Source organism: Enterococcus sp. AZ088, assembly GCF_051714845.1.
Classification (GTDB): domain Bacteria; phylum Bacillota; class Bacilli; order Lactobacillales; family Enterococcaceae; genus Enterococcus; species Enterococcus faecalis.
The window spans coordinates 864,883-889,508 of the sequence record NZ_JBIOSQ010000001.1; the positions used below are offsets into that span (position 1 = coordinate 864,883).

Here is a 24,626-nt window from a genome sequence, read left to right on the forward strand (position 1 = left end):
GGTGAGTAAATGGGCAATATAGCAAATGAAGCAAAATTATTGAAAGTAGATGGCAAAGCGTACAGAAATGATTTCATGATTGGTAATGGTAAAGGTTACGCTAAAGACAATTTATCTAGACAAAGACCAGGAATAAGCAAAAGATTATCATACTCTCAATTAGAGGATTTGTATTCGTCTAATTCAATGGCGAAAAACATTGTAGATATTCCAGCGGAAGATTTAACTAGAAATGGTTGGAATTTAAAAATGAAAGATGAACAGGCAAAAGCTTTGTACGAAAGTAAATTAAGACAGCTAAAAGCAAAGGATCGTTTGCAACAATTATTTACCTACGAACGATTATATGGTGATGGCTTTGTCAGTATTGGAACTATTGAAAAAAGTAATTACTCATTGGATAAACCATTGAATTTTAAAAACATTAAAAGCGTGCCCTATATTAATGCATTTTCAGGAAAGAAAATAAGTAACCGAATTATTAATGAAGATGTATTTAGTCCTAATTATGGTCAGATAGAATCTTTTGAGATTAATAATAGATCAAGAGATGCTCGCATTGAATTATTACCTAATTCAACGTATAGCACTACGACAAAGATTCATTATTCACGAGTTTTACATCAGCAAAATCTTCGTTTTGAAGATGAGCTTGCAGGTTCGTCTTTGCTTGATAATCTCTATGATATTTTAACGGTAGTAGATACTTCTATTTGGTCTGTAGGGCAAATTCTATATGATTATATATTCAAAGTATATAAATCTTCTGATGTAAGTAATCTTACATCAGAAGAAAAGTTAGAAATTGCAATGAAAATGGATTATAAGTTTAGAACAGAAGCTCTGGCTATTATTGATTCAGAAGAAAGTTTAGGAAAAGAAAGTTCTTCAGTATCTGGTATTGGAGAGCTTTTAGATTTTGTTTGGGATTACTTAGCAGGAGCTGCTCGAATGCCTAAGACTGTTTTAAAAGGTCAAGAAGGTGGAACTGTTACTGGAGCACAATATGATGTTATGAACTATTATTCTCGTATAACTGCTATACAAGAGAACCAGTTAAGACCACATCTTGAATATCTTATTCGCTGTTTGATGTGGGCAGAAGATGAGTGCAATGGTCGTCTTGATCCAGATTCAATCGAGTGGTCTATTGAATTTAATCCTTTATGGAATGTGGATAGTAAGACTGATGCTGAAATTAGAAAACTTACTGCAGAAGCTGACAAGATATATATTGAATCAGGTGTAGTAGCTCCAGATGAAATCGAAGAAGCAAGATTTGGACGATTTGGTGTAACTGAAACATCAAAATTTAATGCAGATAGTTTGTCTAGGGATGAGCTAGATAAGATGGCTGCTATAGTTTATGAAAATTACAAACAGGACAGAGATAATGAAAAATAATCTGAAAACCCGTTATCCTCTGCGTTTAGAAGAAAGCTACGCCAAAAATATCCAGAAACTTATAAATGAAATTGAAAAAGTCTTATTATATGAATTTGATAAACATCTAGCTTCTAAAATAGATGAATCAAGACTAGTCAATGATTCAAGATTTATTCAAGATGGATTATTCGATACAGCATCTAAACTGGTAAAAAAAGTACAAACCTATTTTTTAGGCATTTTTCAAAATAGAACAGCACAAAAAATTGTTCGTAAGCATATAAGAAGTGTTAATACATTTAATAAATCTAATGTAAATGCTCAATTAAAATCCAGAGGAATAAATCCTTTAGAAAATGAAATTTGGTTAAATAACTATATGAAAGCTAAAATATCGGAAAATATTAGTTATATTACCAATATTCGTGATGACTACTCGCAAAAATTTGAACAGATTATTTATAGAGGAGTCACTAGTGCTAAATCATCTAGTGAAATCAGAGATGAACTAGTTAAATTAACTGAAATGTCATTGAAAAGAGCCTCTTTTATTGCACGTGATCAAACTGGAACAATTCTTGGGCAACTTAATAGTGAACGGCAAAAAAGAGCAGGATTTCGTGCTTTTCGATGGAGCGATAGCGGAGATGAAAGAGTTCGAGATTCACATCGAGAGCGAAATGGAAAAATCTATTTTTATGCAGATAATCCATTATTACCAGGTGAAGAATACAATTGCCGATGTGTTGCTGAACCTGTTGATGAGGATAGCATAATGGAAAAATCATAATTAAAGGAGGTGATATAGATGGTTAAAGAAAAGAAAGCTATTGATAAGGAAACAAAAGAGGTAAAAGAAGTACTTAAACCTAATAGCAAAACGACACATACAGTTTCTAAAGATGAAACAGCAAGTGAAATAGCGACTAAGTACCATATGAGTCTAAAAAAATTACTTGTTATTAATAATTTAGATTCTGTAAAAGAAATCAAGGAAGGTGTTAGTTTAATCGTCGAGTAGGAGTTGACAAAATGGTAATTAGATATGATAAAGCCTTCATTCAGGATTTTAAAGAAACTGATGAAGGTTATTTGACGATCACTGCGTGCCCGATTACTCGTCCAGGAGTTTTTCCTTATCGTCGAACTGACGGAGGAGTGTCAATGGAAGCAAAGTTACCTGATGAATTATTTTCAAAAACAACGGTACTTTCAGCTAATGCTAAGCCAATGACTGACGATCATCCAACAGAACCAGTAACAGCAGCTAATTATAATAAATATTCAAAAGGCATGACTCATAATGATGCGCATGTTTTAGATAATAAATTAGTGGTCTCGTTTACTATTACAGATGTTGAGACAATCAAAAAAATTAACGATGGGAAACGTGAATTGAGTATCGGTTTTCAAGCAGATGTTTCCAAAGAAACAGGTATTTATAATGGCATGCAATATGATTCTGTGCAAAGGAATATGCTAATTAATCATATTGCAATAGTTGATGAAGGCAGAGCTGGTCCAGAAGTTGCTATACGTGGCGATTCAGTTGCTTTCATGATTGATTCAAAAGATAAACAAACAGGAGGAAATAACATGTCAAAATTAATTATTGATTCAAAAGAATTTGAAGTAGACCCAATTGTAAAAGCAAAATTTGAATCTTTAGAAGCAAAATTAGATGCAGCAAAACAGCGTAACACCAATATTGAAAAATTAGAAGGTGAGCGTGATGCTTTAAAAGCTCAAATTGATGAGTTGAATAAAGAAATTGCTGAAGCAAAGAAAAAAGAGGTAACTGGTGATGCGTTAGATAAACTTGTTCAAGATCGTGTTGATTTAATTAGTAAAGCACAGAAGTTTCTTGGTGATTCAGCTGATTTTTCTGGTAAATCTGATCGAGAAATTAAAGAATCTGCAATTGCTAAAATATCACCTGATTTTAAAGGTGATGGAAAATCAGATGATTATATTGCAGCGTATTTTGATTCAGCTGTAGCACATATTGAGAAAAAAGGATTTACAAATCCTGCTGCATTCAATGATGCAAAAAATCAAGATAAAGACAAAGAAAAAGAAGAAGAGATTGAAAAACAAAAAAAAGCTCGATTAAACATGAATAAAAAGGAGGATAAATAATTATGACTATTCCTTATCCAGAAAAATATATGAAACCTGAATTAGGTATTGGCAAATTAGCAGACTATCAAGATGTGCAAGCTGATAGTCTTGTTGTTGGAGCGGAAGGCTTAGGATTTGGTGTTGGTGTACAAGTAAAAGAAAATGTTGCAACAGCATATAAAGACGGGAAATTTTATGGCGTTTCTTATGCTAAAAACTATGTAGAAGAAATCCCTTATGGTGACGTTGAAAAAATTGGTAAGTACAAAGAACATGAAATGGTACCAATTTTACGAAAAGGTTCTATTTGGGTGAAAGTAAATGAAGATGTTTTAGCAGGTGAAGATGCCAAAGTATTAAATGGTGGTAATTTTGGTAAAGCTACTACATCAGATACTGTAATTGGTATTTTTAAAACAACAGCATCATCTGGTAATTTAGCAATTTTACAAATTAATTTACCTTAATGAAAGTTTAGGAGGAAAAATATATGTCAAATGAAGTAACAGCAACTTTAGAAGCACGTGACTTACAAGCGATTGATAATGTTATTTATCAAGCGCCACAAGAGGAGCTTGTAGCACGTACATTATTTAATGTGAAAACAGATATTAATCCAGGAGCGGAAACATACGCATATAATGTCATGACTAGAAGTGGCGCTGCAAAAATTATTGCAAATGGAGCAGATGATCTTCCTTTAGTTGATATTGATATGAAACGTTATCAATCACCAATTTTTACAATTGCAGCTGGTATTCGTTATAGTCGTCAAGAAATTCGCCAAGCTCAAATGATGGGAACTTCAATTGATGCAACAAAAGCAGAAGTAGCACGTCGTACTATTGCTGAAAAAGAAAATAGCTTTATTTTTGTGGGAGATCCTAAAGTAAATCACAAAGGTGTTGCGAATGCTGAAGGTATTCAAGTTATTAGTTCACCTAAGAAATGGAAAGAAATGACTAGCGAAGAAATTGTCGAACAATTACGAACATCTAGAGCTAAAATTACTATTATTCCAGGTTTTAAAGGCGCTAATCTAAAATTAATGGTTGCTCCAGAACAATATGAAGAATTGAATCGTCGTTATGGTGAATATGATGCACGATCAATTATGAAAGTTGTTCAGGAGAATGGCTGGTTTTCATCTATTGAGCAAGTTTATGATTTAAAAGGTGTAGGTACTGATAATTCTGATTCGTTTATTATCATGGATACAAAACCATCAACCTGTGAAATCTTACTTCCAGAAGACATCGTGCGTTTAGAAGTTGAATGGTCCTATCCAAACTGGAAAGTACCATTTGAAGAACGTTGTGGTGGTGCGTTAATTAGAACACCATATGCAATTGTTCGTGTAGATGGTATCTAAAAAGGAGGTAAAGATTATGTTAGTACACAATAAAGGTTTGTATATTAGACATATCGGGAATGTTCGATTAATTCCAGGAGTAAATGATTTAAATAGTTCAGATGCTGAAGCATTTCTTAAAGGCATGGAATTACCGCTAAATAAATCGTTGGAAAAATTAGGAGAGATTGAGATTTTAGATCGTACAACAAAAGGAAAATCAAAAGAAACAGCTGGTTTTACTGAATTGAGTGCCAATAAAGCAGTAGAAGCTGTTTCTGATACTTTTGATTTAGACTTGTTGGAAAAATGGTTAGAAGAAGAGCAAACTAATAAAAATCGAACAACAGTAGTAAAAGCTATTGAAAATCAAATTGACGACATCAAGAATCCAGATGAAGATAGTGTAGTCACACCAGATTAGGAGCGATCTTATGACCAAAAGTACAGTTGATAATGTCCGATTAACAGCTAGTGAATTATCAGGAGTTAGTGATGATGCTATTGAGTTATTTATTGATGATGCTTGGATTGAAGTAAATAGTATTTTTTCTAGAGATGACATAAAAGAAAAAGCTTGTCGTTATTTAGCTTGTCATTTGGCTGTTTTGAACAATCAAAATACGAAATCCGAGCAAGTAGGTTCGTTAAAAAAAGAATATTCAGGTTTTCATTCGTCTTTTACCGATTTAAAAAGAACAGTCTACGGACAAGAATATCTTCGTCTTTATAATAAATACGCTAAAAAAGATTTATTAAATATGGTAGTACTCTAATGAAAATTACCGAAAATAATAGGATTATTAAGCTGATTGAAGAGCTGAATCAGCTTAATAAGTATTCATTACAGATAGGAATATTCGGAGAAGATGACTCTTTTATAGCTATGTTGGCTCAAGTTCATGAATTTGGAGTTACTATCCGTCCAAAAGGTAGATTTCTTGTTATACCATTGATGAAGAAATACAAAGGGAAGAATCCACGTCAATTTGACTTATTTTTTATGCAAACAAAAGAAAATCATAAATTTTTGGTAAGAAATAAGGGGAAAGATCAACTAGAATTTGCTTATATGCTGGCAGAGCAAGTAACAATTCCTGAACGATCATTTATTAGGTCTACATTTGATGAACAATCTAGAGCGTGGTCAGATTATGCACTAACTCTTGTAAAAAAATTAATTGACGGTAAAATGACTGCTACAGAATTAATGAATCGATTAGGATTACGAATGCAGAGAGATATTCAACGAACAATCAGAAATTTATCTGATCCACCAAATTCTCCAATTACAATAAATAACAAAAAATCAAGTAATCCATTAATAGATACAGGAAAACTAAGGCAATCAGTTACTTATAAGGTGGTGAAAAGTTAATGCAAAAAATGAAATTTTCTAGTCTTGTAGAAACCTTTGCAGTTGATTTTCAGCTAATATTACCATGTGATGAAAATGGAGGAGAATATGTCCATGGTGAATGGATTCCTAAGAACAAGGAGCCTAAAACTGTTTCTGGAGTGATTATTCCGTATGATAATCGAACAATTTATCAAAGTGGAGGAACTCTCACGTCTAGTGATAGACAATTAGCTTATGTAGGTTCAATACCTCTTGGGGCTAAAGTAATCGACAATGGCAGAGAGTATAAAGTAGAAAGCGAAGAGCCATATGCAGAACATTATGCAGATGTAAATCTTTATCGATTGAAGGCGGTGACTAATAATGTCACAAATTAAACAATCCTTTAATTATGCTGTGCTTGTTGATGAATTAATTAGAATTGTAAATACATCGACGGAATGCCAACTTATTGAAAGTAGCACGACAGGACCACAACCTAAAAGACCATTTTTTTCATATGAAATTACTTCGCCATATATTCCTGTTACTGTTGATATCATTGATAATGAAGTGTTTGAATTAGTGGTATCAATTAAATGTCATACTGATTCAAGTATACAAGGGCTCAATTTATTGGAAAAATTCAGAAAATATTTAAATAGTTTTGACGTTAAAATAAGTTTGCAAAATTCTAAGATTACATTAGTTTCAACCACTCAACCTAAAAAAAGAGATAATTTTATAAGCATTGAATATGAACGGTTATCAGGATTTGATGCTCGTTTTAGAGTTCAAGATAGCTATTTAGACGATGCTATAGTTATTGAAAATATTGATATTCAGGAGGAAAACAAATGATTGAAAAAATTTCAGATGTTAATGTCAAAATTGATATTATGCATCCACAACCAATAGTCGGTCTTGGTAATCCAGCTATTTTTGTTCAAGGAGCCAAGCAAGACTATAAAGAATATACAAATTTAGAAACATTGGTAAAAGATTTTGCTAATTCAACTAATGTATATAAAAAAGCAGATGCAATTTGGAAACAAGATAATAAACCATATACGATTTCTGTAATTACATTTGCAGAAGATAGTATTGCTGATGCAGCTAAAAGTTATTTTTATAACGATTGGCATTTTGCTTTGTTAGCTAATTATGAAGAAAATGATGCTTTAGCTTTATCTAATCTTATTGAAGAAAATGAATTTAAGTTTTTGGTTCTTCAAACGAGTACAGTTGAAGAATTATCTGTTTTTGCAGGCAATAACTTAACAATTGGATTAGTTCATCCATCAGAAGAATATTTCGATGCAGCGTTAATTGGTAATACGGCTAATTTAACCGTTGGAAGTGTTACTTGGAAATTTCGTCATGATTTAGTAGGAATTACTGCTAATCCATTAACAGCAGGTCAACTCCAAGAAATTGATAGAGCTAATGCTATTGCATATGTTACAAAAGCGGGAATCCCTCAAACTTCTGAAGGAAAAACATTAGGTGGGGAGTTTATCGATTCGTTGCATGGTGATCATTGGGTAAAATCAAATATTGAAACAAAAGTACAACGATTATTATCTACTACAGACAAGTTAACTTTTGATTCTAACGGAATTGCTTTACTTGATACAACTGTTGCTAATGTGTTGGAAACAGCATTTACAAACGGGATTATCGATATTGTTGATGAAACAGGCGTTGGTAACTATAGTGTTACAGCTTTAAGTCGTCAAGAATTAAATCCAGATGATGTTGCAGCACGGAATTATAAAGGATTATCGTTCAAATACAAACGTTCTGGAGCAATCCACACAGTAGATGTTACTGGAACAATTGAAGTTTAAAGGAGGAATTAGCTAATGCAAAGTATGACAACTTATGATGCGAAAGAAGTATCTACTATTATTGATAATGTCGTTCAATTTGGTTTCCAAGATGGCGACATGGTATCTTTTTCAAAAGATAATTCATATATTGAAGTACAAACAGATGCACAAGGACAATCTAGTGCTGCTAAAAACAATGATAATTTGGGAACATTTACAATTAATTTATCTCAAAATTCACCTTGCAATAAGCAATTAATGGCTCTAGCAAATGGTCGTAAAGAATTTTCAATTTCTGTTACGCATTCTACAGAAAAAGCTTGGGCATCAAAAGCCTATATTGAAAAAACACCTGATGGTTCATTTGGTAAAGGTGTTCCAACTCGTTCTTATACGATTAAAGCATTAGATTACAAACACGAATATAACTAAGCGCTTAACATCTCGTTAAGTGCTTTTTATTTAATTTTAGGAGGAATTTATCATGGCAAAAAAAGATGAAGTAAAAGAATTAGAAGCAAAAAATAATATCCCAGAAGCAGAGAAAAAACCATTTAATAAATTTGGTAAACAAGAAAAACATACGGTTGAAGGCGTGGAATATACTTTCCAATTTCCAGGAACTCGTGCAGCGCAAGCCATTTTAGATAATTCAAAAGGTCCATCAAATACATTTTCTGATGTTGCCTATCATTCTCAATTGATGGATTCAGTTATTGTAGTACCTAAATTAGATTGGGATTATTGGGATGAACATGAAGGATATCGCGAGGTTATGGCTTTGGCCGATAATTTTCTTGGTCGAATGCTTAACTAGTCCAAATCCAAGAATTATTGAAAGGAAAGTACAAAAAGATATGTTTAGGTGGCTGCCTGTTATCGCAGGCATTGCCACTAAAGAAGAAGTTGAATTAGCTACAGCAGAGGAATTAGCTGTTTGGAACGAAGTAGCATATCAAAAAATAAATCTAACTAAATCAAGAGGAGGTGTCATCTAATAATGGCTGATGCATTACGTAGTTCGGTAATTGAGCTCGATTGGAAAATTAATAATAAATCTTTAGAACGCGCAAACGAAGAAACAGATAAAATTATTGCTAAAGCTGCACGAATGGAAGGAACTTATCAAAATTCAGCAAAGTCCATAGATGGCGCCACCTCCTCTTTAAAAAGAAACAGCGAAGGTTTAAAACAAAACACAGATAGAGTTGTTCAATTTGGAAATAGAGCAAAAGATTCTATGCAAAAAACAACAAACTCTGCCAAACAAACTGAAAAACAAGTAAAAAATGTCGGAAATCAGTTTGAAAAGAGTAAAAATTCTGCAAGTATTTTTGCTCAATCTAGTGCAACCTCTCTAAAATTAGTTGGAAAAGCTGCGAAAGGCGTTCAAACAAGCATTGACCATATAGGTACTGTAGCAACAAAGACCTCAGACGTTACTTGGAATGCGTTTACTAAGATTAGAAATGGTGCAGTAGTAGCAAGTGCTGCAATCGTAGGAGCTGGAAAAAAAGCTTTTGATTATGCATCTGATACAAATGAAGCTTTAAATAAAGTAGAGGTTGCTTTTGGTTCGCATAATCAAATGGTTAAAGAGTGGTCAAAATCTACGATTGATAATATTGGGTTAGCACGAGGAACAGCTTTAGATTTAGCAGCTACATACGGAGATATGTCAACCTCAATGGGTATTAGTACAGAAGAAGCTGCGAAAATGTCTACTTCCTTAGTTGATTTAGCAGGAGATCTTGCTTCATTTAAAAATATCGGAATAGATCGTGTAAATACTGCTTTAAATGGTGTGTTCACTGGTGAAACCGAAGCATTAAAGAGTCTAGGTATTGTAATGACCCAAACTAATTTGGAACAATTTGCAATGTCTACTGGTACTTTACAATCATCTGTTGATCATTCTAAAGCAGCTAAAAATGCATTAGCTAGAGAAAAAGCGCAAGATAAATTAAATAAGGCTATAAAAAAATACGGTAAGGATTCAATTGAAGCAAGAGAAGCACAGTTAAAATTAACTGAAGCTGAATCCAAAGGAGAAGAAGTACAACAAGCAAAATTAGATTCTTTAAGTCAGGAAGAATTAGTACGATTACGTTATAACTATGTAATGGCAAAAACAAAAAATTCTCAAGGTGACTTTGCAAGAACAAGTGATCAAGCAGCGAATGCAACCCGTGTTTTTTCTGAATCCATAAAAGAAACATCTGCAAAAATAGGTCAAGGCTTGCTTCCAATATTCACTCCTTTAATTATAAAAGCAACTGATTTTGTAAGAAAAGGCGAAAAAATACCAGACATGTTAGAGCGTGTCGGAGAAAAGATTGAACCGACAGCGAAACAAGTTATGAAGTACTTTGGAAAAGCAAAAGATTATTTTGTTGATGAAGTAATTCCTACAGCTAAAAAGGTTGGAAAAGCTATAGGACCAGGTATTACAGAAGGTGCTAAAGACATGTTCAATGTAATAGATAAAGGATTTGAATATGTTATTAAGCCAGGTATTCGCGTCCTAAAAGAATTTACCAATGATAATCCAGAAGCTATGAAACAAGTCGGAAAATGGGCCTCTTACGGAATTACAGGCCTACTTGGTTTTAAATTAGTAGGTAAACCATTATTAGGTGTTTCTAAAGGGATTCTTGGAATTATTGGAAAACTAGAGAAGCTTGGCAATACAGCACAAAGAGAAGCTTTTAAAACAAAAAAAGCTTTAGAAGATGTTGAGTCTACTACACAAATAGCTAGTACACGAACTCAAGCTAAACAAGGTACACTTCCAATTACACCTGTTGGGAAAGTAGGAAAAGGTGCTAAAATTTTAGGTGGAGCAAAAAGCTTTACTAAATCAGTACCTCTATTTTCTTATATTTCAGCAGGTTTAACTTTAACTCAGATTAATAAAGACAATAAATTCGAAAAAATTGGAGACTCTTTAGGAACTATTGTTGGTGGAGCACTAGGTGCTAAAGCAGCTACATGGGCTGGAGCTAAATTAGGTGCAGTAGCAGGAACGGCATTCGGTCCAGTAGGTACTTTAATTGGTGGCATTTTAGGAACTACAGCAGGTTCCATTTTCGGAAGTAAATTTGGAAAGAAATTACAAGAAAAGTGGCCTGATATTTCTGAAAAATTTGGTAAATTATGGGAATCTTCAAAAGATAATTTCTTATTAGGTCCTTTAGTTCAAGGAATTGATGAAGCATTAAAACATGCTAAAGCAGGAATAAAAGAAATTAGACAAGAAACAAAAGATTTATTTAAGAATCCTTTTGATAATAAAGTTAAATCTGGCAATGGAGTATCAAAACAATCTGCTAAGCGAGTTAATTCCTACCTTAAAAATTACGATAAAATTATTAGCAAAGATACTGAAAGTAAGATTGCTGGACGTGTTCTTACTGATGAGGAAATAGCAGAAAGAAATAAAATTTTAAGCGATATGGAGAAACAAGTAACTAATCGCTTAGAAGGAAAGAAAAACAAATCTTATAAGAATATTGATAAATTATCAGAATTAGGTATTCTTAGCGATAAAGATGTTCAAAGTGCAAAAGCAGTAAGTACTGAATTAGCAACTTTCCGTAAAAGAGCATATTCAGATAATGTTAATGAATTAAAAAAATTAGAAAAAGAAGAACATGATGCTGGAATTCAAGCTGCTGAAAGATATACTGCTAGAATTAATGCTATTAAAGAAAAAGCACGTCAAGAAAATCGCAATTTATCTAAAAGTGATTTAGAAGAAATTGAATCAAATGAAAAAAGTGCTACAGCAGCAACTCGAGTTGTACAAGAAGAGTATGCGCAAAAAAAAGCTGCTTTGAATGAAAACATGAAAAGACAAGCTGTCGGCGCTCTTTCAGAATCTGCAAAAGAGCAAAAAATCATTATGGGTAATTTAAAAAATACATCTGGTGAGATTAGTTCACAGCAAGCTGCAGATATTGTTTCTGCTTCTTATAAAGCAAAAGAAGGAGCTATAAAATCTGCGAATGAAAAATATGCTGAAACTAAACGTATTTTAGATGAAGAAAGATATGTTAATGGAACAATTACTCAAGCACAATATGAAGAAGCTCTAAAAAAAGCACAGGAACAAAGAGATGGTGTAGTTTCACAAGCAGAGAAACAGCATGAAGAAGTTGTGACTCAAGCGAAGAAACAAGCAGAAGGCCATTTAGAGCAAGTAGATTGGGAAACTGGTGAAACGTTGTCTAAATGGGATGTTTTCAAGAAAAGTTCTAAAAAGAAATTTAAAGAAATTTGGGATGGAACAGTTGAAGGAGCTAAAAATTTTGGTAAGTCTTTTGGAGAGGCTATCGATAAAGTTGTTTCTAGTGCTTTAGAAACATGGGATAATTTCAAAACAGGATTAGCTGATAAAGTAAATGCAGTAACAGGCGGAATTAACGTTGTATTAGACTTTTTTGGAATTAAAAAAATACCTAAATGGGAACCTAACACGCCTAATTCTACGAAAAATAAGAAAGGTCGTTCCTTTAGCACGGGGTCTCGTGGAGCTTCTTATAGTGGACAAGCCTTAGTTGGAGAAGAAGGTGTTGAATTAGCATACAACAAAAGTACTTCTTCTATGCGTTTATTAGGGGAAAATGGGCCTGAAATAACAAATGTTTCTTCAGGTGAACGAATTTTAAATCATACAGATACAAAGGCTGTGTTAAATGGTGGGATGGGTCAAGGTACAGTCTTGCCAGGTTTCCACAAAGGTAAAGGAAATGGGCTTTCTGATTTTGTTGATAGCGCTAAGGATTTCGGTGCAAATGCTGTTGATAAATTAAAAGACTTTGGATCTAATGCAGTAGATAAAGCAAAAGAAATAGGAACGAAAGCTATAGAAAAAACTAAAGATATAGCTGAAACAGCAAAAGATTGGTTATTAGACCCAGTAGGAAAAGTAACAAGTTTATTTAAGAAACATAACACATATAAAAAGGGCAATAATATCCAAGGTTTAGGATATGGTGTCATGAATAAATTAAAAGATTCTAGTGTTGAATGGGTAAAAAATAAACTTGAAGCTTTTAAAGGATTTTTTGATTCAGAAGACGGTGGAACTTTTGGTTCAGGAGCTTTTGCTCCACATTTTGGTTCTCCGTTTGTTCGCACTTCTGATTACGGCAAGCGACCAGGTCTTTATGGTGATTTTCATACAGGAATTGATTACGCTGCTCCAATGGGAACGTCTATTCCTGCTCAACATCCTGGTCTAGTCGATTGGGTTCAATCCTCTTCTATTGGATTAGGTGAACATGTAGGTGTTAAAGTTGCTAATAACTTATGGGCAATGTACGGACATATGAGTCGAATCAGAGCTAAAAAAGGCGAACAAGTTAAAGCTGGAGAAATAATTGGTAATGTTGGTTCTTCTGGATGGTCAACTGGTCCTCATGTTCACTATGAACTTAGAAAAGGCGGTCCAAATGGTCAACATGTCAATCCTGATACCTATGGTGGTGCACATGTGGCTGTTGGAGCAGCAGGATGGGAACCACAAGTTAGGAAAGCTGCCAAACAAATGAATCAACAAGTTAGCGATTCAGAAGTTAACGGTATTTTAGCTCAAATTCAGAGAGAATCTAGTGGAAATCAAAGCATTATCCAAAGTTCTGCTGTTTGGGATGTAAACACAGCTAGTGGAAATCCAGCTAGAGGTTTGCTTCAGTATATTCCACAAACTTTTGATGCATATAAAGTACGTGGTTACGAGAACATTATGAATGGTTTCCATCAATTAATGGCATTTTTCAATAATTCAAACTGGAGAACAGATTTGCCATATGGACGTTCTGGATGGGGACCTACTGGACATAGAATCAGAGCTTATGCTAAAGGAGGGCGTCCTTCAAAAGGGGAAACTGTTTTAGTAGGAGAAAATGGTCCAGAGTTGTTTGAAGCAGACACAGCAGGAACGGTACATCCGCATGAAAAAACTAAAGAACTATTCAAACAAGGAACGCCAGCTGTTAATTTTAGTCCTAATATTACTATTAATGTAGGAGATAGTACTGATAAATCCGTTGTTGGTGATATTAGAGAAGCTGTAAAAAAAGTGTTAGAAGATGAATATGCAAAATTGCTTAATATTTTAGGAACAGGAGAGGTTGTTTAATGGGATACATTCAAAGTGGTAAGTCTAAAATAGAAATTGTAAACGTTAGTGAAAATGTAACTAGTGCTGCTAATGTATCTCAATATCCTGTTGAGTCAGGAGCGCCGATTACTGATCATATGATGTATACAGGAGGTCCAGTCACAATTAGTGGCTGGATTCTTGCTAAAAATGGTAATGCAGCAGAACAAGCATATAATACATTGGTTTCTTGGCAAAAAGATGTGCGTTGGATTGTTTATCGAGGTCGATCATATTTTAAAAATGCTGTAATACAGGACATCAGCAAAGGTTATGACACTGTGGAAAATGGATTTAATATAACTATTACGTTGCAACCGATTCGTGTAGCTAAAACTATTTGGGAAAAAATCCCACAACCACCAGTTGCAAAACAACCTTCAAAACCAAGTAATGCAGTATATGTGACAGTTCAGCCTGGAAATACTTATTGGGGTTGGTGGCAACAATACGGAACGTCCATTCAGCAACTAAGAGATTGGAATAAATGGCCAGATAGATTTATTCCAATAGGTGCTCGAGCGCGTGTGAAATGAGGTGAGTAAATGTCTTTAAGAGCGTATATTCCTATTGATAAATATTCTTTACCTGAAAGATTTGAAATTCCTTTAGGAAATACTCACTATATTTTTGAAGTTGATTATAATCGTACAGAACAATTTTTTACTGTAGATTTATATGATATGGAATTTACTCCACTAGTGATTGGAGAACGAATGGTAATTAATGAAAGACTTTGGCAAGATATTGTAGATACTCGATTACCTTCTGCAGATTTAATTCCTATGGATGAATCAGGTTCTGCTAAAGAAATAACTTTTGAAAATTTCGGTGTTCAAGTCTTTCTTTATATTGATGATTTACCTCCAAACTATGATGTGCCAAGCTTGGAAAGGGAAGATACTTAATGGGAAATACACAATGGCAACGTTTATTACAAATTGAAATACATGATAAAAATGGTAAGAATCGAGTTTTATTAAGAGCTGATTCAGGTAGATTAGATCGGTTAGAAATTCATTTTACAGCACCATTTTCTGATTCTCCTAATCCGTCAGAAGTTAGTGTGACAATATATAATTTAAATCAAAAAAGCATTAATTTTATTAAGAAAGGAAATCCAGTTTATATTCATGCAGGATATGCAGGAACTTCACATGGAGTTATTACATCTGGAACAATAGCAGAAGTAAAACCATCTGTTCTGAATGGTGTAGATAGAGCGACAACCTTTACTTTTTTAGAAGGAAAAGATTATTCAGAACAAAAAGAAGTAAATATTACTTTTAATAATGGAACTGATGCAAATACAATAATAAATCGGGTTGCTAGAGAAGCAAATATTCCGTTGGCAGAAATAAAATTAAAAAATAACAAAATATACGGTTCAGGATATACCGCTGATGGCCAAGCAATGACAATTTTGGAAGAAATTGCTAAAGCTTGTGATACATCATTATATTTTAAAAGAGGTCAACTTGTAATCAAAAATTTTCGTGATGGAAATAAAGAACGATATAAATTAAGCCCTGATACAGGGCTTATTAATCAACCGACAAGAGTTGAAAGTCGTGATTATACGGGTTGGTCTATAGAATGTCTTTTACAACATAAAATTACTACAGGTACAGCAGTTTATATTGATTCAAAAAACATAAAAGGAAATTTTTATGTAAAAAATGGACAGCATTCTTATGATGGTACTCGATTTGTTACAACATGTGAGGTGGTTACCTAATGAATGAAGTAGACTTAGCTTTTTTTCGATCCTTTAAAAATAGAATTTTAAAGGAAATTAATGTTATGCAATTATGTCGAGTTGTTAACATTAAAGGCACAAAAGCTGATGTACAACCACTAGCTTTAAAATCAGATGGAAGTAAAAGAGCATTGATATTAAATGCTCTTATTACTAAACATTGTCAGTCTGATATTTCTCAAGGAGTTGTTGTAGTAGTAGCTTTTTGTGACCGTGATATTGATAATTACAGAAACTCTGCTGACTATTCGTTATCATCTGATAGAATGCATAGTCAAAATGATGCTGTAATTGTAGGAGTGATTGCCTAATGCGTGATTTGAAATTAGTTAATGGTGATTTATCTATTCGCGATTATGATATTTTATTGGTTGAAGATAATTCAGAACTTACACAAAGTGTATTTATGATTTTATCCATTCGATTAAAGGAATTTAAATTAGATCCATCGGTTGGTTTGGAAAGTGAGAATATGCTTGGTAAAAATTACAATGAAGACTATTTGAAACAAGATATAACAGAAGCGATTTTAGATCAAGAACCTAGAATTAATAGCATTGAAAATATAGAAATTGTAAGAAATAATAGAAAATTAGATATTAAAATAAGTATGCTATCAATCTTGAATGAGGAAATGGAGGTACGAATAAATGTTGGATGAAAACGGATTTAAACGGAAAACATATAATGAATTGCTTTATGATATGTCTGAAAAAGCAAAAGCTTTGTTTGGTTCGGATGTTAATGTTTCAGGACATTCTGTTCTGGGAATCATTATTCGTATTGTTGCATGGTTTTTATCTATTTCTCATGAATTGACTGAAAGGGTTTATTATAGTGGATTTATTAGTCAAGCAACAGGTGTTTCATTAGATCGTTTAGGCGCAAATAATGGTATTTATCGTAATCCTGCAACAGTTGCGGTAGTTGAACTAGAATTTTCTGGAAAAGCTGGTTATGTCATTAATGAAGGTGTATGTTTTTCTACAGAAAATAAAATAATGTTTCAAATGATTGATATAGTTAAAATTGATGATAGTGGTTTTGGTAAAGGACATGCAATTTCTTTAGAAAAAAATGCAAGTTCAAATGTACCTGCAAACACTATTACAGTTCAAGTTGAACCTACAGAAGAAATAATCTCTGTTAATAATCCTGCTAGAGCTGAAGGTGGTGCAGAACGTGAAACAGATAAGGCTTATCGTGATAGAATTGGTATTTCTGTCCGAGGGAATCCAGGACCACCTATTAATGGAATATTAACAGCATTATTAGAAGTTAGCGGAGTACGAACTGCAAGTGTTGTTGAAAATAAAACTATGAAAACAGACTCATATGGAAATCCACCTAAGTCAGTTCATGTGCACATTTTAGGTGGTGTGAAAGAAGATATTGGACAGGCAATTTTTAAAAGTGTGGCAGCAGGAATTGATACTGTTGGTGCAGAAGAAGTGGAAGTAAAAGATTTAGGAGGATTTAGCCATATTGTTAAATTTGATTATGCAAAGGCAGTTCCTATATTTGTAAATATTTCTATTCAAGTAGACTCGAAATTTGAAGAAAGTGGAACAGAAAAACTTAAAACTGTGGTAAATAATTACATCAATAATCTGACTATGGGAGAAGTAGTCAGATTTTCTTATATTTATCCTCTTGTCTATCAAATACCAGGTATTGTTGTTGCTGATGTGAAAATTGGATTATCTGCAGAAGCTACGGAAGCGAAAGATATCAAATTGAAGCCTGATGAGTCAGCTGAATGTATACCAGAAAATGTGGTGATTACAAATGTTGAAAAAACTTAAGGATTATTTGCCAGATGTATTTAATCGAGAAAATTCAAATATATTGAAATTATTCGAAATATTTGAACTTGAAATTAAAGAATTAAATGATTTGCTACACAAAATTGCAAAATGGCGTTCAATAGATGAAGCGCAAGGAAAAAGTTTAGATGAACTAGGAGCAAATGTAGGGCAAGCGAGAGGGAAAACTACTGATGAAATTTATCGGGTGTTGATTCGTGGAAAGATGTCAAGAAATACAAGCGATGGAACAATAGACAAAATGCTACATGCAATTTCAACTTCACTAAATTGTCAACCGAGTGATATACATGTTATATCAGCAAATGAAACAATAGATGAAAAGGAGCCAGCGTGTATTATTATAAAAAAAGCACCTTTAGACTCTTTAAATAGCTCTGGATTAAGTATTAATCAATTTTTACAAATTGTTGAAAGTATAAGTGCTGGTGGAGTTAGAATAGCATATGTTCATTTAGAAGGAAGTTTTTCTTTTTCAAGCACAAATGATTTAGAAAGTAGCGTTGAAGGATTTGCTGATATTGAAGGTACTGTCGGTGGTACTTTAGGTGGAGTATTTATTCCTGCAGAAGATTACAAATTACCAATTTAACAAAAGGAGATTGATCTAAATGAAATTTATACAAGAATTACCGACTTGGTTAGCTTCAGGAGTTAAACCTCCAGAAAGTTTAATTAACAATGGTTGGAAAGCTTCACAAAAGCCTCCTGCTGATTATTTTAATTGGTTTTTTTTTAGAACCCATGAAGCTTTAAAAGAATTACAAGAAAAAGCAACACATATAGAAGATTTTGATAATCATAAATCTAATAAAGCAAATCCTCATGGAGTTACCGCTAGTCAGGTTGGATTGGGGAATGTATTGAATCAAAAACAAGCAACAAAAGTTGAATTTGACGCACATACTCAAAATAATACTAGACACGTTACAGAAGAAGAAAGAACATTTTGGAATGAAAAAGCTGATGCGGTCCATAATCAATCTTGGGACACAATTACTGATGTCCCAGAGGCAACGATTACGAAAAAAGGAATTGTTAAATTAACAGATTCAATAACAAGTACAGACGTATATACAGCAGCAACACCTAATTCAGTAAAAAATGTTAATGATGAGTTAGAAAATCATAAATCTAATAAAGCAAATCCTCATGGAGTTACCGCTAGTCAGGTTGGAACATATAGTTCTGGAGAAATTGATAAAAAATTTGTAGCAAAAACAGCATATGCTAATGATTTAGATAAAAAAATTGATAAAAGTGCTTTTAATGCATCAGGACAGCATATTTCATTTAATGGTATTACTATTCATGTTCAAAAATCAAATACAATTGTTGTATGTAATGTAGAAGGAATTTTTAAAAAGGGAAAAGTTAATGGGTGGCATGAGGTTTCTACTAAATTAGAAAATAATTATAGACCAGTAAATATGATTATTAAGATACCTTTTACTATAAATATCGCAAATACTATTCAAACTAATAAATATGGAGCGATACAAATAGAGCCTTCAGGACGAATAATGATTAGAACTTATGGATTGCAAAATGATAATGTGGAATTTGGTGGAAGTGCGACGTGGATAAGATAGAAATATTTCAGAAAGTAGGTAAGTAGTTTTGATTGAAGAATTTGTAAGAGGTTTATTAACAAATCCAGAGCAAGTAACATTTACAACTCTATTTGTTGGTTTATTTATTTGGGTGATGAAACAAAATAATGATCGTGAGCGTAATTATCAAGAAACAATTGGAAAGCTTGCGGACTCGTTAAAAGATGTTGAAGACATTAAAACGACGGTAGAAAAAATTCATGAGAAATTAAATTAAGGTATGGCTCTAAGCTATACCTTTTTATTATTAATTTTAGGAAGGTGTTTTTATGAAAAAAACTGTTAAATTATTAGTAGCTGGTGCAATGACCTTAGGTTTGATGTTACCAGTTGGCGTAGATGCTTATCAAATTGAACAAGACCCAATCAATTTTGGTGGTTATTTTCCTGGCTATGCAACCAATGAATTAATTGTGTTACATGAGTCAGGAAATGGAAATAATGTCGGTCCCAATAGTTTAGACAATGAAACGGCATATATGAAACGAAACTGGCAAAATGCGTACGTTTCATATTTTGTTGGTTCTGGTGGTCGAGTGAAACAGTTAGCACCAGCAGGACAAATTCAATGGGGCGCAGGACCAACAGCGAATGCAAAAGCCTATGCACAAATCGAATTAGCTCGAACGAATAACAAAGAAACATTCAAAAAAGACTATGCAGCCTATGTTAACTTGATCCGCGATTTAGCAACTCAAATCGGGGCAACATTTGACTTAGATGATGGTACAGGATACGGAATTGTATCGCATGATTGGGTGTCTAAAACTTGGTGGGGTGATCACACTGACCCATATGGATATTTAGCAAGTTGGGGAATTAGCAAAGCACAATTAGCACAAGATTTACAAACTGGACTTCCAGAAGATGGTCACGATGTTATTGTAAATCCTGGCAAACCAAACAAACCTAAATATAAAGTAGGGCAGAACGTTCGCTTTACAACAATCTACAAAACCCCAGATGCACCGATTAATGAGCATATCAACGCTAGCGCGCTTTGGACGCAAGTTGGTACAATCACACAGAAATTAGACGGTCGTAAAAATCTATATCGGATTGAAAATAGCGGTAAATTATTAGGATATGCGAACGATGGAGATATTGCGGAGCTTTGGGAAAATAGCAAACCTAAGCCAGCTAAAGTTTTTACTATCGGTGTAAATGAAGGGATTGTGTTACGTACTGGCTCACCTAGTCTGTATGCGCCAGTATATGGTATCTGGCCAAAAGGTGCACAATTTAGATATGATTCTGTCCACGTGGCAGACGGTTATGTTTGGCTAGGGGGAACAGACTCAAACGGAACAAGAATTTACATTCCTGTTGGACCAAATGATGGTGATCCAAGCAATACATGGGGGACAGGATATTAAGCAAAAAAAGTATTGAAAAATCTCTCAAAATTTTTTATAATATCCTTACATTTGGTACATTATTAAATTTCTCGTTCACACTCTATCAATGATTGATAGGGTGCTTTTTATTGTTGAAATTTAGAATAAATAGATTTAAAATATAGTTACCTTTTAATAAATTCATAGTATGACCTTCTTTTATTAATAATACAAGAAGGGTGCACCTATCTTTTCCCAAGTCCTAAGATAGGTGCATTTTTTGTTGAAATATATTGAAAGCCTGTATAAAATGATAGTAGGCCTTTTTGATAAAGGTTGCATGGTTTTCTCAATTGTAACGGAGCTCTCTATGTTTTATAGAGAGTTCTCTTTTTTTATTGAAATTCAAAAAAGAAAGCGGTAAAATATATTTACCAAACAGTTTTATTTTTCATTTTATTACTACCTCTTGCCGCCTTTCCCCAATGAGGCGGCCTTTTTTTACATAAAAATATTGAACTCAAAAAACAGATATTGTAAAATGTTGATACATATTTAAACTCTTATTTTTTCACACAGATCGCCTTTTCTCAATAAGACGGTCGCTTTTTTTTTGTTGAAAATTGAAAATCAGTAAAGTAAAATTATTATATATTAAGCTATAACCAGTAAGAACTATTTTATCCCCAATAGGGTGGTTCTTACTTGGACCATTAGCTCAGCTGGTTAGAGCAAACGGCTCATAACCGTTCGGTCACAGGTTCGAATCCTGTATGGTCCATAATTAAAGGCTTACTTCTCGTTTAAGAGGTAAGCCTTTTTTGTTGTAGTAAATCCACTTTTATATGAACATCATTTGAATACCAAATTTAGAACAAAAAAAGATAGGAAAAAATGAAAGTGTTAATTTTTATCAATGCACTAGTTGCTCTACTTATCGAAATATGCAAATTTGCATTTTATTTTTCTGTATGTAATTTGTTATATTAAAAACAAAAAGGAGTTTATATAATGGTTGAACCCATATTAAGTTTAGCTAGTGCAGTGATTACTTTGATTACAGCAATATTTGGAATTATCCAAGATAAAAAATCTTTAGAAAAGAAACAAGAAATCAAAAATATACAGTTACAAAAAATTAGCGATATAAGCACTAGTGGAGATAATTCATCAATAAACATCATGGCGATGCAGATTCAAGATTCTATACTAATACGAAAACATCAAGAGGAACAAATAGAAAATCAGATGTTTCTTGAAAATTTGGGCAGGCTATCTGCTTATAATAAATGTTTTTTAGTCTTGTGTCCTGCTATAATAGTGGCTCTGTTTTTTGCAGAAAAAATAAATTCGTTAACGATTGCACTACAAACTTGTAGTATTATAGTAAGCTCGTTTGCCATTTCTCTATATTTTAGGTATATGTTTCATAGATATGTACGCAAAATAAAAGTTAGAGGTAGGGAAATGGATCTCGCTAGTAGAATGATAAGAGCTGTGGAATTTACTGTTTTTCCACTATTGCTACTCATAATTTCAGTTTTAAGTTTAATTTTTTCAGTTGTTAAATATCCTAGCAAAATTGATGAGAATAGTCTGTATATAATTTTAGTAGTAGTATATTTTATTTCAGCTTATGTAGAATTTTCATTATTTAACCTTGTAGTAGCAGGAAATATATGGTCAATTAAAATGTTTTTAAAGAAATTTTTTATTGTTTTTGGACTAATGTTTATTATTATATTGATGGGATTGGTTGTTTATACATCGTCTATTTAAATGAAAAGTTAAATCTATCAGCGTGATGATTTTGTCTGTGCAAAGGTCTGTGACTTTAGTTAAAACTATGTGTATTTAATGGAGTAGACTAGATTACAAAATCCTATTGTATCAATTAAAATTAGAGTACATGTTGTTAATTAAATAACATAATTTGTTCTTGTAGCTTAGCTGGTTAGGGTAAACAGCTCATAATTGTTTGATCACAGGTCCGAGTCCTATATGGTCCATGGTAAAATATCCCCTTCTTGTTAGGAGGTAGATATTTTTTGTTAAATTATTGACGTAAAAGTGCATAAAGAAGACAATTATAAAAAATGAGAGGTGTAATATGACTGCTGAAATAGGTATTTTAAATAAACATGGAGTGGTTTTAGCTGCTGATAGTGCTGTTACTATAGGTGGAGGGAAAGTATATAACTCAGCCCGTAAGTTATTTACTGTAGGAACTGCACACTCAATAGGAATTATGATATATGGTAATGCAAGTTTAATGGGGGTTCCTTGGGAAATATTAATTAAGCGCTTTTCGAAGCAAATATCAATGAAACCATTGGATTCTACTGAAAGTTATGTGGAAAGTTTTTTAGAATATTTAAAAAATGAAAGTTTATTAGATGATGAAAATGCTGCAATACATTATATTTTTTCTTTTTCGAATAATTTAGTTCAAATAATTACTCAGTTATCTGCTCCTAGCTTAGATTACTATGTGCAAAGTGGTAGATCAATAGATAATAATGACATTGTTTTAATTACAAATAGTGTAATTGATGATCTTCTGAATGACATTAAACAAGAGAAAACAATTACTAAAATAAAAGAAGAGGAATTTCATAGTCTTTATGATGATGTAATAAAACAAGCGATGGAATTAGAATTTAAAATTCCAGAAGTTCTAGAAAATACATTTAAAAAGTTTACTGAATTAGTATTTTTATTGCTAAATAGATCTAACGATATACTATCTTCTAGCGGCTTAGTTATTGCTGGATATGGTACAAATGACTCTTTTCCATCATTGTATTGCCATGAGTTTCAAGGAAAAGTTTTAGGTGAAATTATTTATTCTAAAACAGTTGCACAAAAAGTTGATGTTACTAATTTTCCTAAAAGAGATGAGGAAAATGCTGAATACTCGAAAGTAACAAGTTCAATAGTTCCGTTTGCACAAGAAGATGTTGTACAAACTGTTTTAACAGGAATTGCCCCTGAATTAAAAAATAAGCTATTTAGTTTATTGGGAGAGTCTGGTAAAATGGAAAGTAGTGATGTCGCATCATTTTTAAATGAATTTGAAAAATACCAGAATGAAATTTTTATTCGTAAAATGGTTGATACAATTGAAGTTTTACAAATTGATGAAATAGCTGATGTAGCAGAAACATTAGTAAATCTAACTGGTTTTAAAAGAAAATATACTAGTGACATTCCAACGGTAGGGGGACCTATAGATGTATTAGCTATAAACTTAGGAGAAGGACCTATTTGGATTAAAAGAAAACACTATTTTGATATTAATAAAAATATCGAGTTTAGGAATAGAAAGGAGAAATATAATTATGATTACGGTAATAAGCAAAAATACAAATAATAGTAAGCTTTTTTACTCAAAGAGGAATGATTTTGATAACAGCTTATATGAATTGGAAAAAATTTTTAAGAAATCGTACGTTTCTTCTGATGCTCTGGAAGAGTATGAGCAATATAAACGTAAAAGAAAAATTATAGAAAAAATGAAAAAGTGTTAGCTCGAAGAATAGAGCTTACTAGTTATAGTCATATATAATCCATAAAATATAATTTAAAAAGCGCTCTATTTGAGCGCTTTTTAAATTATACCTTTCTTTTTCCGCACACACATTTCACCACAACTAGTTGCCTTTTTTGATTATACCTACCATAAACAGCAAGCTCTGTGCCATCAGGTAACATGAGTAATTCGTCCGCCAATTCTTTTTTAGAAATAATACAATTGATAGTCTCTTTTTGAGTTTGTAAAGAAAAGCGGACTAACATTTCTGGATAAGTAGTTAATACCTTGATTTTATGAATTGTTCCTACATAATTTGGTTTCATAGAAATCAACTCCTTGCTAGTAGTTAACTATATTATAG

The 24,626-nt window shown here is 32.8% G+C and carries 29 protein-coding genes and 1 tRNA gene; 29 read left to right on the forward strand and 1 reads right to left on the reverse strand.

Annotated elements, in window-relative coordinates:
- Positions 1-9 precede the first annotated feature (9 nt).
- The 29 genes from IGL17_RS04325 (at position 10) to IGL17_RS04465 (ending at position 24,103) form a co-directional block, all read left to right on the forward strand.
- Complete coding sequence (locus IGL17_RS04325) at positions 10-1,404, forward strand: anti-CBASS protein Acb1 family protein (RefSeq protein WP_033918911.1); 1,395 nt, start codon at positions 10-12, stop codon at positions 1,402-1,404.
- A complete protein-coding gene (locus IGL17_RS04330; protein ID WP_229255071.1) occupies positions 1,394-2,176 on the forward strand; it encodes a minor capsid protein in 783 nt (260 codons plus the stop codon). Before IGL17_RS04325 ends, IGL17_RS04330 begins: the two co-directional genes overlap by 11 nt.
- An 18-nt stretch (positions 2,177-2,194) precedes the next feature.
- On the forward strand, positions 2,195-2,407 hold the full coding sequence (locus IGL17_RS04335) for a LysM peptidoglycan-binding domain-containing protein (RefSeq protein ID WP_010711277.1): 213 nt from the start codon (positions 2,195-2,197) through the stop codon (positions 2,405-2,407).
- 11 nt (positions 2,408-2,418) lie between these two features.
- Positions 2,419-3,525, forward strand: a complete 1,107-nt coding sequence (locus IGL17_RS04340) for a DUF2213 domain-containing protein (protein ID WP_047648869.1) — start codon at positions 2,419-2,421, stop codon at positions 3,523-3,525.
- A gap of 2 nt (positions 3,526-3,527) precedes the next feature.
- Positions 3,528-3,974: a structural cement protein Gp24 gene (locus IGL17_RS04345; protein ID WP_033918908.1), complete on the forward strand. Its 447-nt coding sequence runs from the start codon at positions 3,528-3,530 to the stop codon at positions 3,972-3,974.
- A gap of 23 nt (positions 3,975-3,997) precedes the next feature.
- Positions 3,998-4,879, forward strand: coding sequence for a DUF2184 domain-containing protein (locus IGL17_RS04350; protein WP_033918907.1), 882 nt, complete (start codon positions 3,998-4,000; stop codon positions 4,877-4,879).
- A 16-nt stretch (positions 4,880-4,895) separates the two neighbouring features.
- Positions 4,896-5,282, forward strand: a complete 387-nt coding sequence (locus IGL17_RS04355; RefSeq protein WP_033918906.1) for a hypothetical protein — start codon at positions 4,896-4,898, stop codon at positions 5,280-5,282.
- 10 nt (positions 5,283-5,292) lie between these two features.
- The gene (locus IGL17_RS04360; protein WP_033918905.1) at positions 5,293-5,634 is read left to right on the forward strand and encodes a DUF4054 domain-containing protein; all 342 of its coding nucleotides are present in this window, start codon (positions 5,293-5,295) and stop codon (positions 5,632-5,634) included.
- The gene (locus IGL17_RS04365; protein WP_033918904.1) at positions 5,634-6,236 is read left to right on the forward strand and encodes a hypothetical protein; all 603 of its coding nucleotides are present in this window, start codon (positions 5,634-5,636) and stop codon (positions 6,234-6,236) included. The genes IGL17_RS04360 and IGL17_RS04365 overlap by 1 nt, the downstream gene beginning before the upstream one ends.
- On the forward strand, positions 6,236-6,595 hold the full coding sequence (locus IGL17_RS04370) for a hypothetical protein (protein WP_033918903.1): 360 nt from the start codon (positions 6,236-6,238) through the stop codon (positions 6,593-6,595). Before IGL17_RS04365 ends, IGL17_RS04370 begins: the two co-directional genes overlap by 1 nt.
- Positions 6,582-7,058, forward strand: coding sequence for a phage neck terminator protein (locus tag IGL17_RS04375; RefSeq protein ID WP_033918902.1), 477 nt, complete (start codon positions 6,582-6,584; stop codon positions 7,056-7,058). Before IGL17_RS04370 ends, IGL17_RS04375 begins: the two co-directional genes overlap by 14 nt.
- A gap of 38 nt (positions 7,059-7,096) precedes the next feature.
- Positions 7,097-8,047 (forward strand): DUF3383 family protein, encoded by a 951-nt coding sequence (locus IGL17_RS04380; RefSeq protein ID WP_438839737.1) that lies wholly within the window; start codon positions 7,097-7,099, stop codon positions 8,045-8,047.
- A gap of 15 nt (positions 8,048-8,062) precedes the next feature.
- Complete coding sequence (locus IGL17_RS04385; protein WP_010711287.1) at positions 8,063-8,461, forward strand: phage structural protein; 399 nt, start codon at positions 8,063-8,065, stop codon at positions 8,459-8,461.
- 52 nt (positions 8,462-8,513) lie between these two features.
- A complete protein-coding gene (locus IGL17_RS04390; protein ID WP_033918900.1) occupies positions 8,514-8,846 on the forward strand; it encodes a hypothetical protein in 333 nt (110 codons plus the stop codon).
- A gap of 40 nt (positions 8,847-8,886) precedes the next feature.
- Positions 8,887-9,027, forward strand: coding sequence for a hypothetical protein (locus tag IGL17_RS04395; RefSeq protein ID WP_016619016.1), 141 nt, complete (start codon positions 8,887-8,889; stop codon positions 9,025-9,027).
- A 2-nt stretch (positions 9,028-9,029) separates the two neighbouring features.
- Positions 9,030-14,174 (forward strand): peptidoglycan DD-metalloendopeptidase family protein, encoded by a 5,145-nt coding sequence (locus IGL17_RS04400; RefSeq protein WP_438760001.1) that lies wholly within the window; start codon positions 9,030-9,032, stop codon positions 14,172-14,174.
- Positions 14,174-14,731: a LysM peptidoglycan-binding domain-containing protein gene (locus IGL17_RS04405; protein ID WP_010711291.1), complete on the forward strand. Its 558-nt coding sequence runs from the start codon at positions 14,174-14,176 to the stop codon at positions 14,729-14,731. Before IGL17_RS04400 ends, IGL17_RS04405 begins: the two co-directional genes overlap by 1 nt.
- Positions 14,732-14,740: 9 nt before the next feature.
- Positions 14,741-15,103 carry a phage baseplate plug family protein gene (locus tag IGL17_RS04410; RefSeq protein ID WP_010711292.1) on the forward strand — a complete coding sequence of 121 codons (363 nt, stop codon included), beginning with the start codon at positions 14,741-14,743 and terminating at the stop codon, positions 15,101-15,103.
- Positions 15,103-15,933, forward strand: a complete 831-nt coding sequence (locus IGL17_RS04415) for a phage protein (RefSeq protein WP_010711293.1) — start codon at positions 15,103-15,105, stop codon at positions 15,931-15,933. The genes IGL17_RS04410 and IGL17_RS04415 overlap by 1 nt, the downstream gene beginning before the upstream one ends.
- A complete protein-coding gene (locus IGL17_RS04420) occupies positions 15,933-16,265 on the forward strand; it encodes a hypothetical protein (protein ID WP_010711294.1) in 333 nt (110 codons plus the stop codon). Before IGL17_RS04415 ends, IGL17_RS04420 begins: the two co-directional genes overlap by 1 nt.
- Positions 16,265-16,615, forward strand: a complete 351-nt coding sequence (locus tag IGL17_RS04425; protein ID WP_010711295.1) for a DUF2634 domain-containing protein — start codon at positions 16,265-16,267, stop codon at positions 16,613-16,615. Before IGL17_RS04420 ends, IGL17_RS04425 begins: the two co-directional genes overlap by 1 nt.
- On the forward strand, positions 16,605-17,759 hold the full coding sequence (locus IGL17_RS04430) for a baseplate J/gp47 family protein (RefSeq protein ID WP_010711296.1): 1,155 nt from the start codon (positions 16,605-16,607) through the stop codon (positions 17,757-17,759). Before IGL17_RS04425 ends, IGL17_RS04430 begins: the two co-directional genes overlap by 11 nt.
- Positions 17,743-18,372: a hypothetical protein gene (locus IGL17_RS04435; RefSeq protein ID WP_016619024.1), complete on the forward strand. Its 630-nt coding sequence runs from the start codon at positions 17,743-17,745 to the stop codon at positions 18,370-18,372. The genes IGL17_RS04430 and IGL17_RS04435 overlap by 17 nt, the downstream gene beginning before the upstream one ends.
- Positions 18,373-18,391: 19 nt before the next feature.
- Complete coding sequence (locus tag IGL17_RS04440) at positions 18,392-19,372, forward strand: phage tail protein (RefSeq protein WP_010711298.1); 981 nt, start codon at positions 18,392-18,394, stop codon at positions 19,370-19,372.
- 28 nt (positions 19,373-19,400) lie between these two features.
- Positions 19,401-19,610 carry a BhlA/UviB family holin-like peptide gene (locus IGL17_RS04445; protein WP_010711299.1) on the forward strand — a complete coding sequence of 70 codons (210 nt, stop codon included), beginning with the start codon at positions 19,401-19,403 and terminating at the stop codon, positions 19,608-19,610.
- A gap of 52 nt (positions 19,611-19,662) precedes the next feature.
- Positions 19,663-20,769: an SH3 domain-containing protein gene (locus tag IGL17_RS04450; RefSeq protein ID WP_438760003.1), complete on the forward strand. Its 1,107-nt coding sequence runs from the start codon at positions 19,663-19,665 to the stop codon at positions 20,767-20,769.
- 668 nt (positions 20,770-21,437) lie between these two features.
- A tRNA-Ile gene (locus IGL17_RS04455) sits at positions 21,438-21,511 on the forward strand.
- A gap of 230 nt (positions 21,512-21,741) precedes the next feature.
- The gene (locus IGL17_RS04460; protein WP_104680705.1) at positions 21,742-22,509 is read left to right on the forward strand and encodes a hypothetical protein; all 768 of its coding nucleotides are present in this window, start codon (positions 21,742-21,744) and stop codon (positions 22,507-22,509) included.
- Positions 22,510-22,840: 331 nt separating this feature from the next.
- Complete coding sequence (locus IGL17_RS04465) at positions 22,841-24,103, forward strand: hypothetical protein (RefSeq protein ID WP_104680704.1); 1,263 nt, start codon at positions 22,841-22,843, stop codon at positions 24,101-24,103.
- A gap of 242 nt (positions 24,104-24,345) precedes the next feature.
- On the opposite strand, the gene IGL17_RS04470 is transcribed toward IGL17_RS04465, so the two are convergent.
- Positions 24,346-24,588, reverse strand: a complete 243-nt coding sequence (locus IGL17_RS04470) for a hypothetical protein (RefSeq protein WP_104680702.1) — start codon at positions 24,586-24,588, stop codon at positions 24,346-24,348.
- Positions 24,589-24,626: the final 38 nt, after the last annotated feature.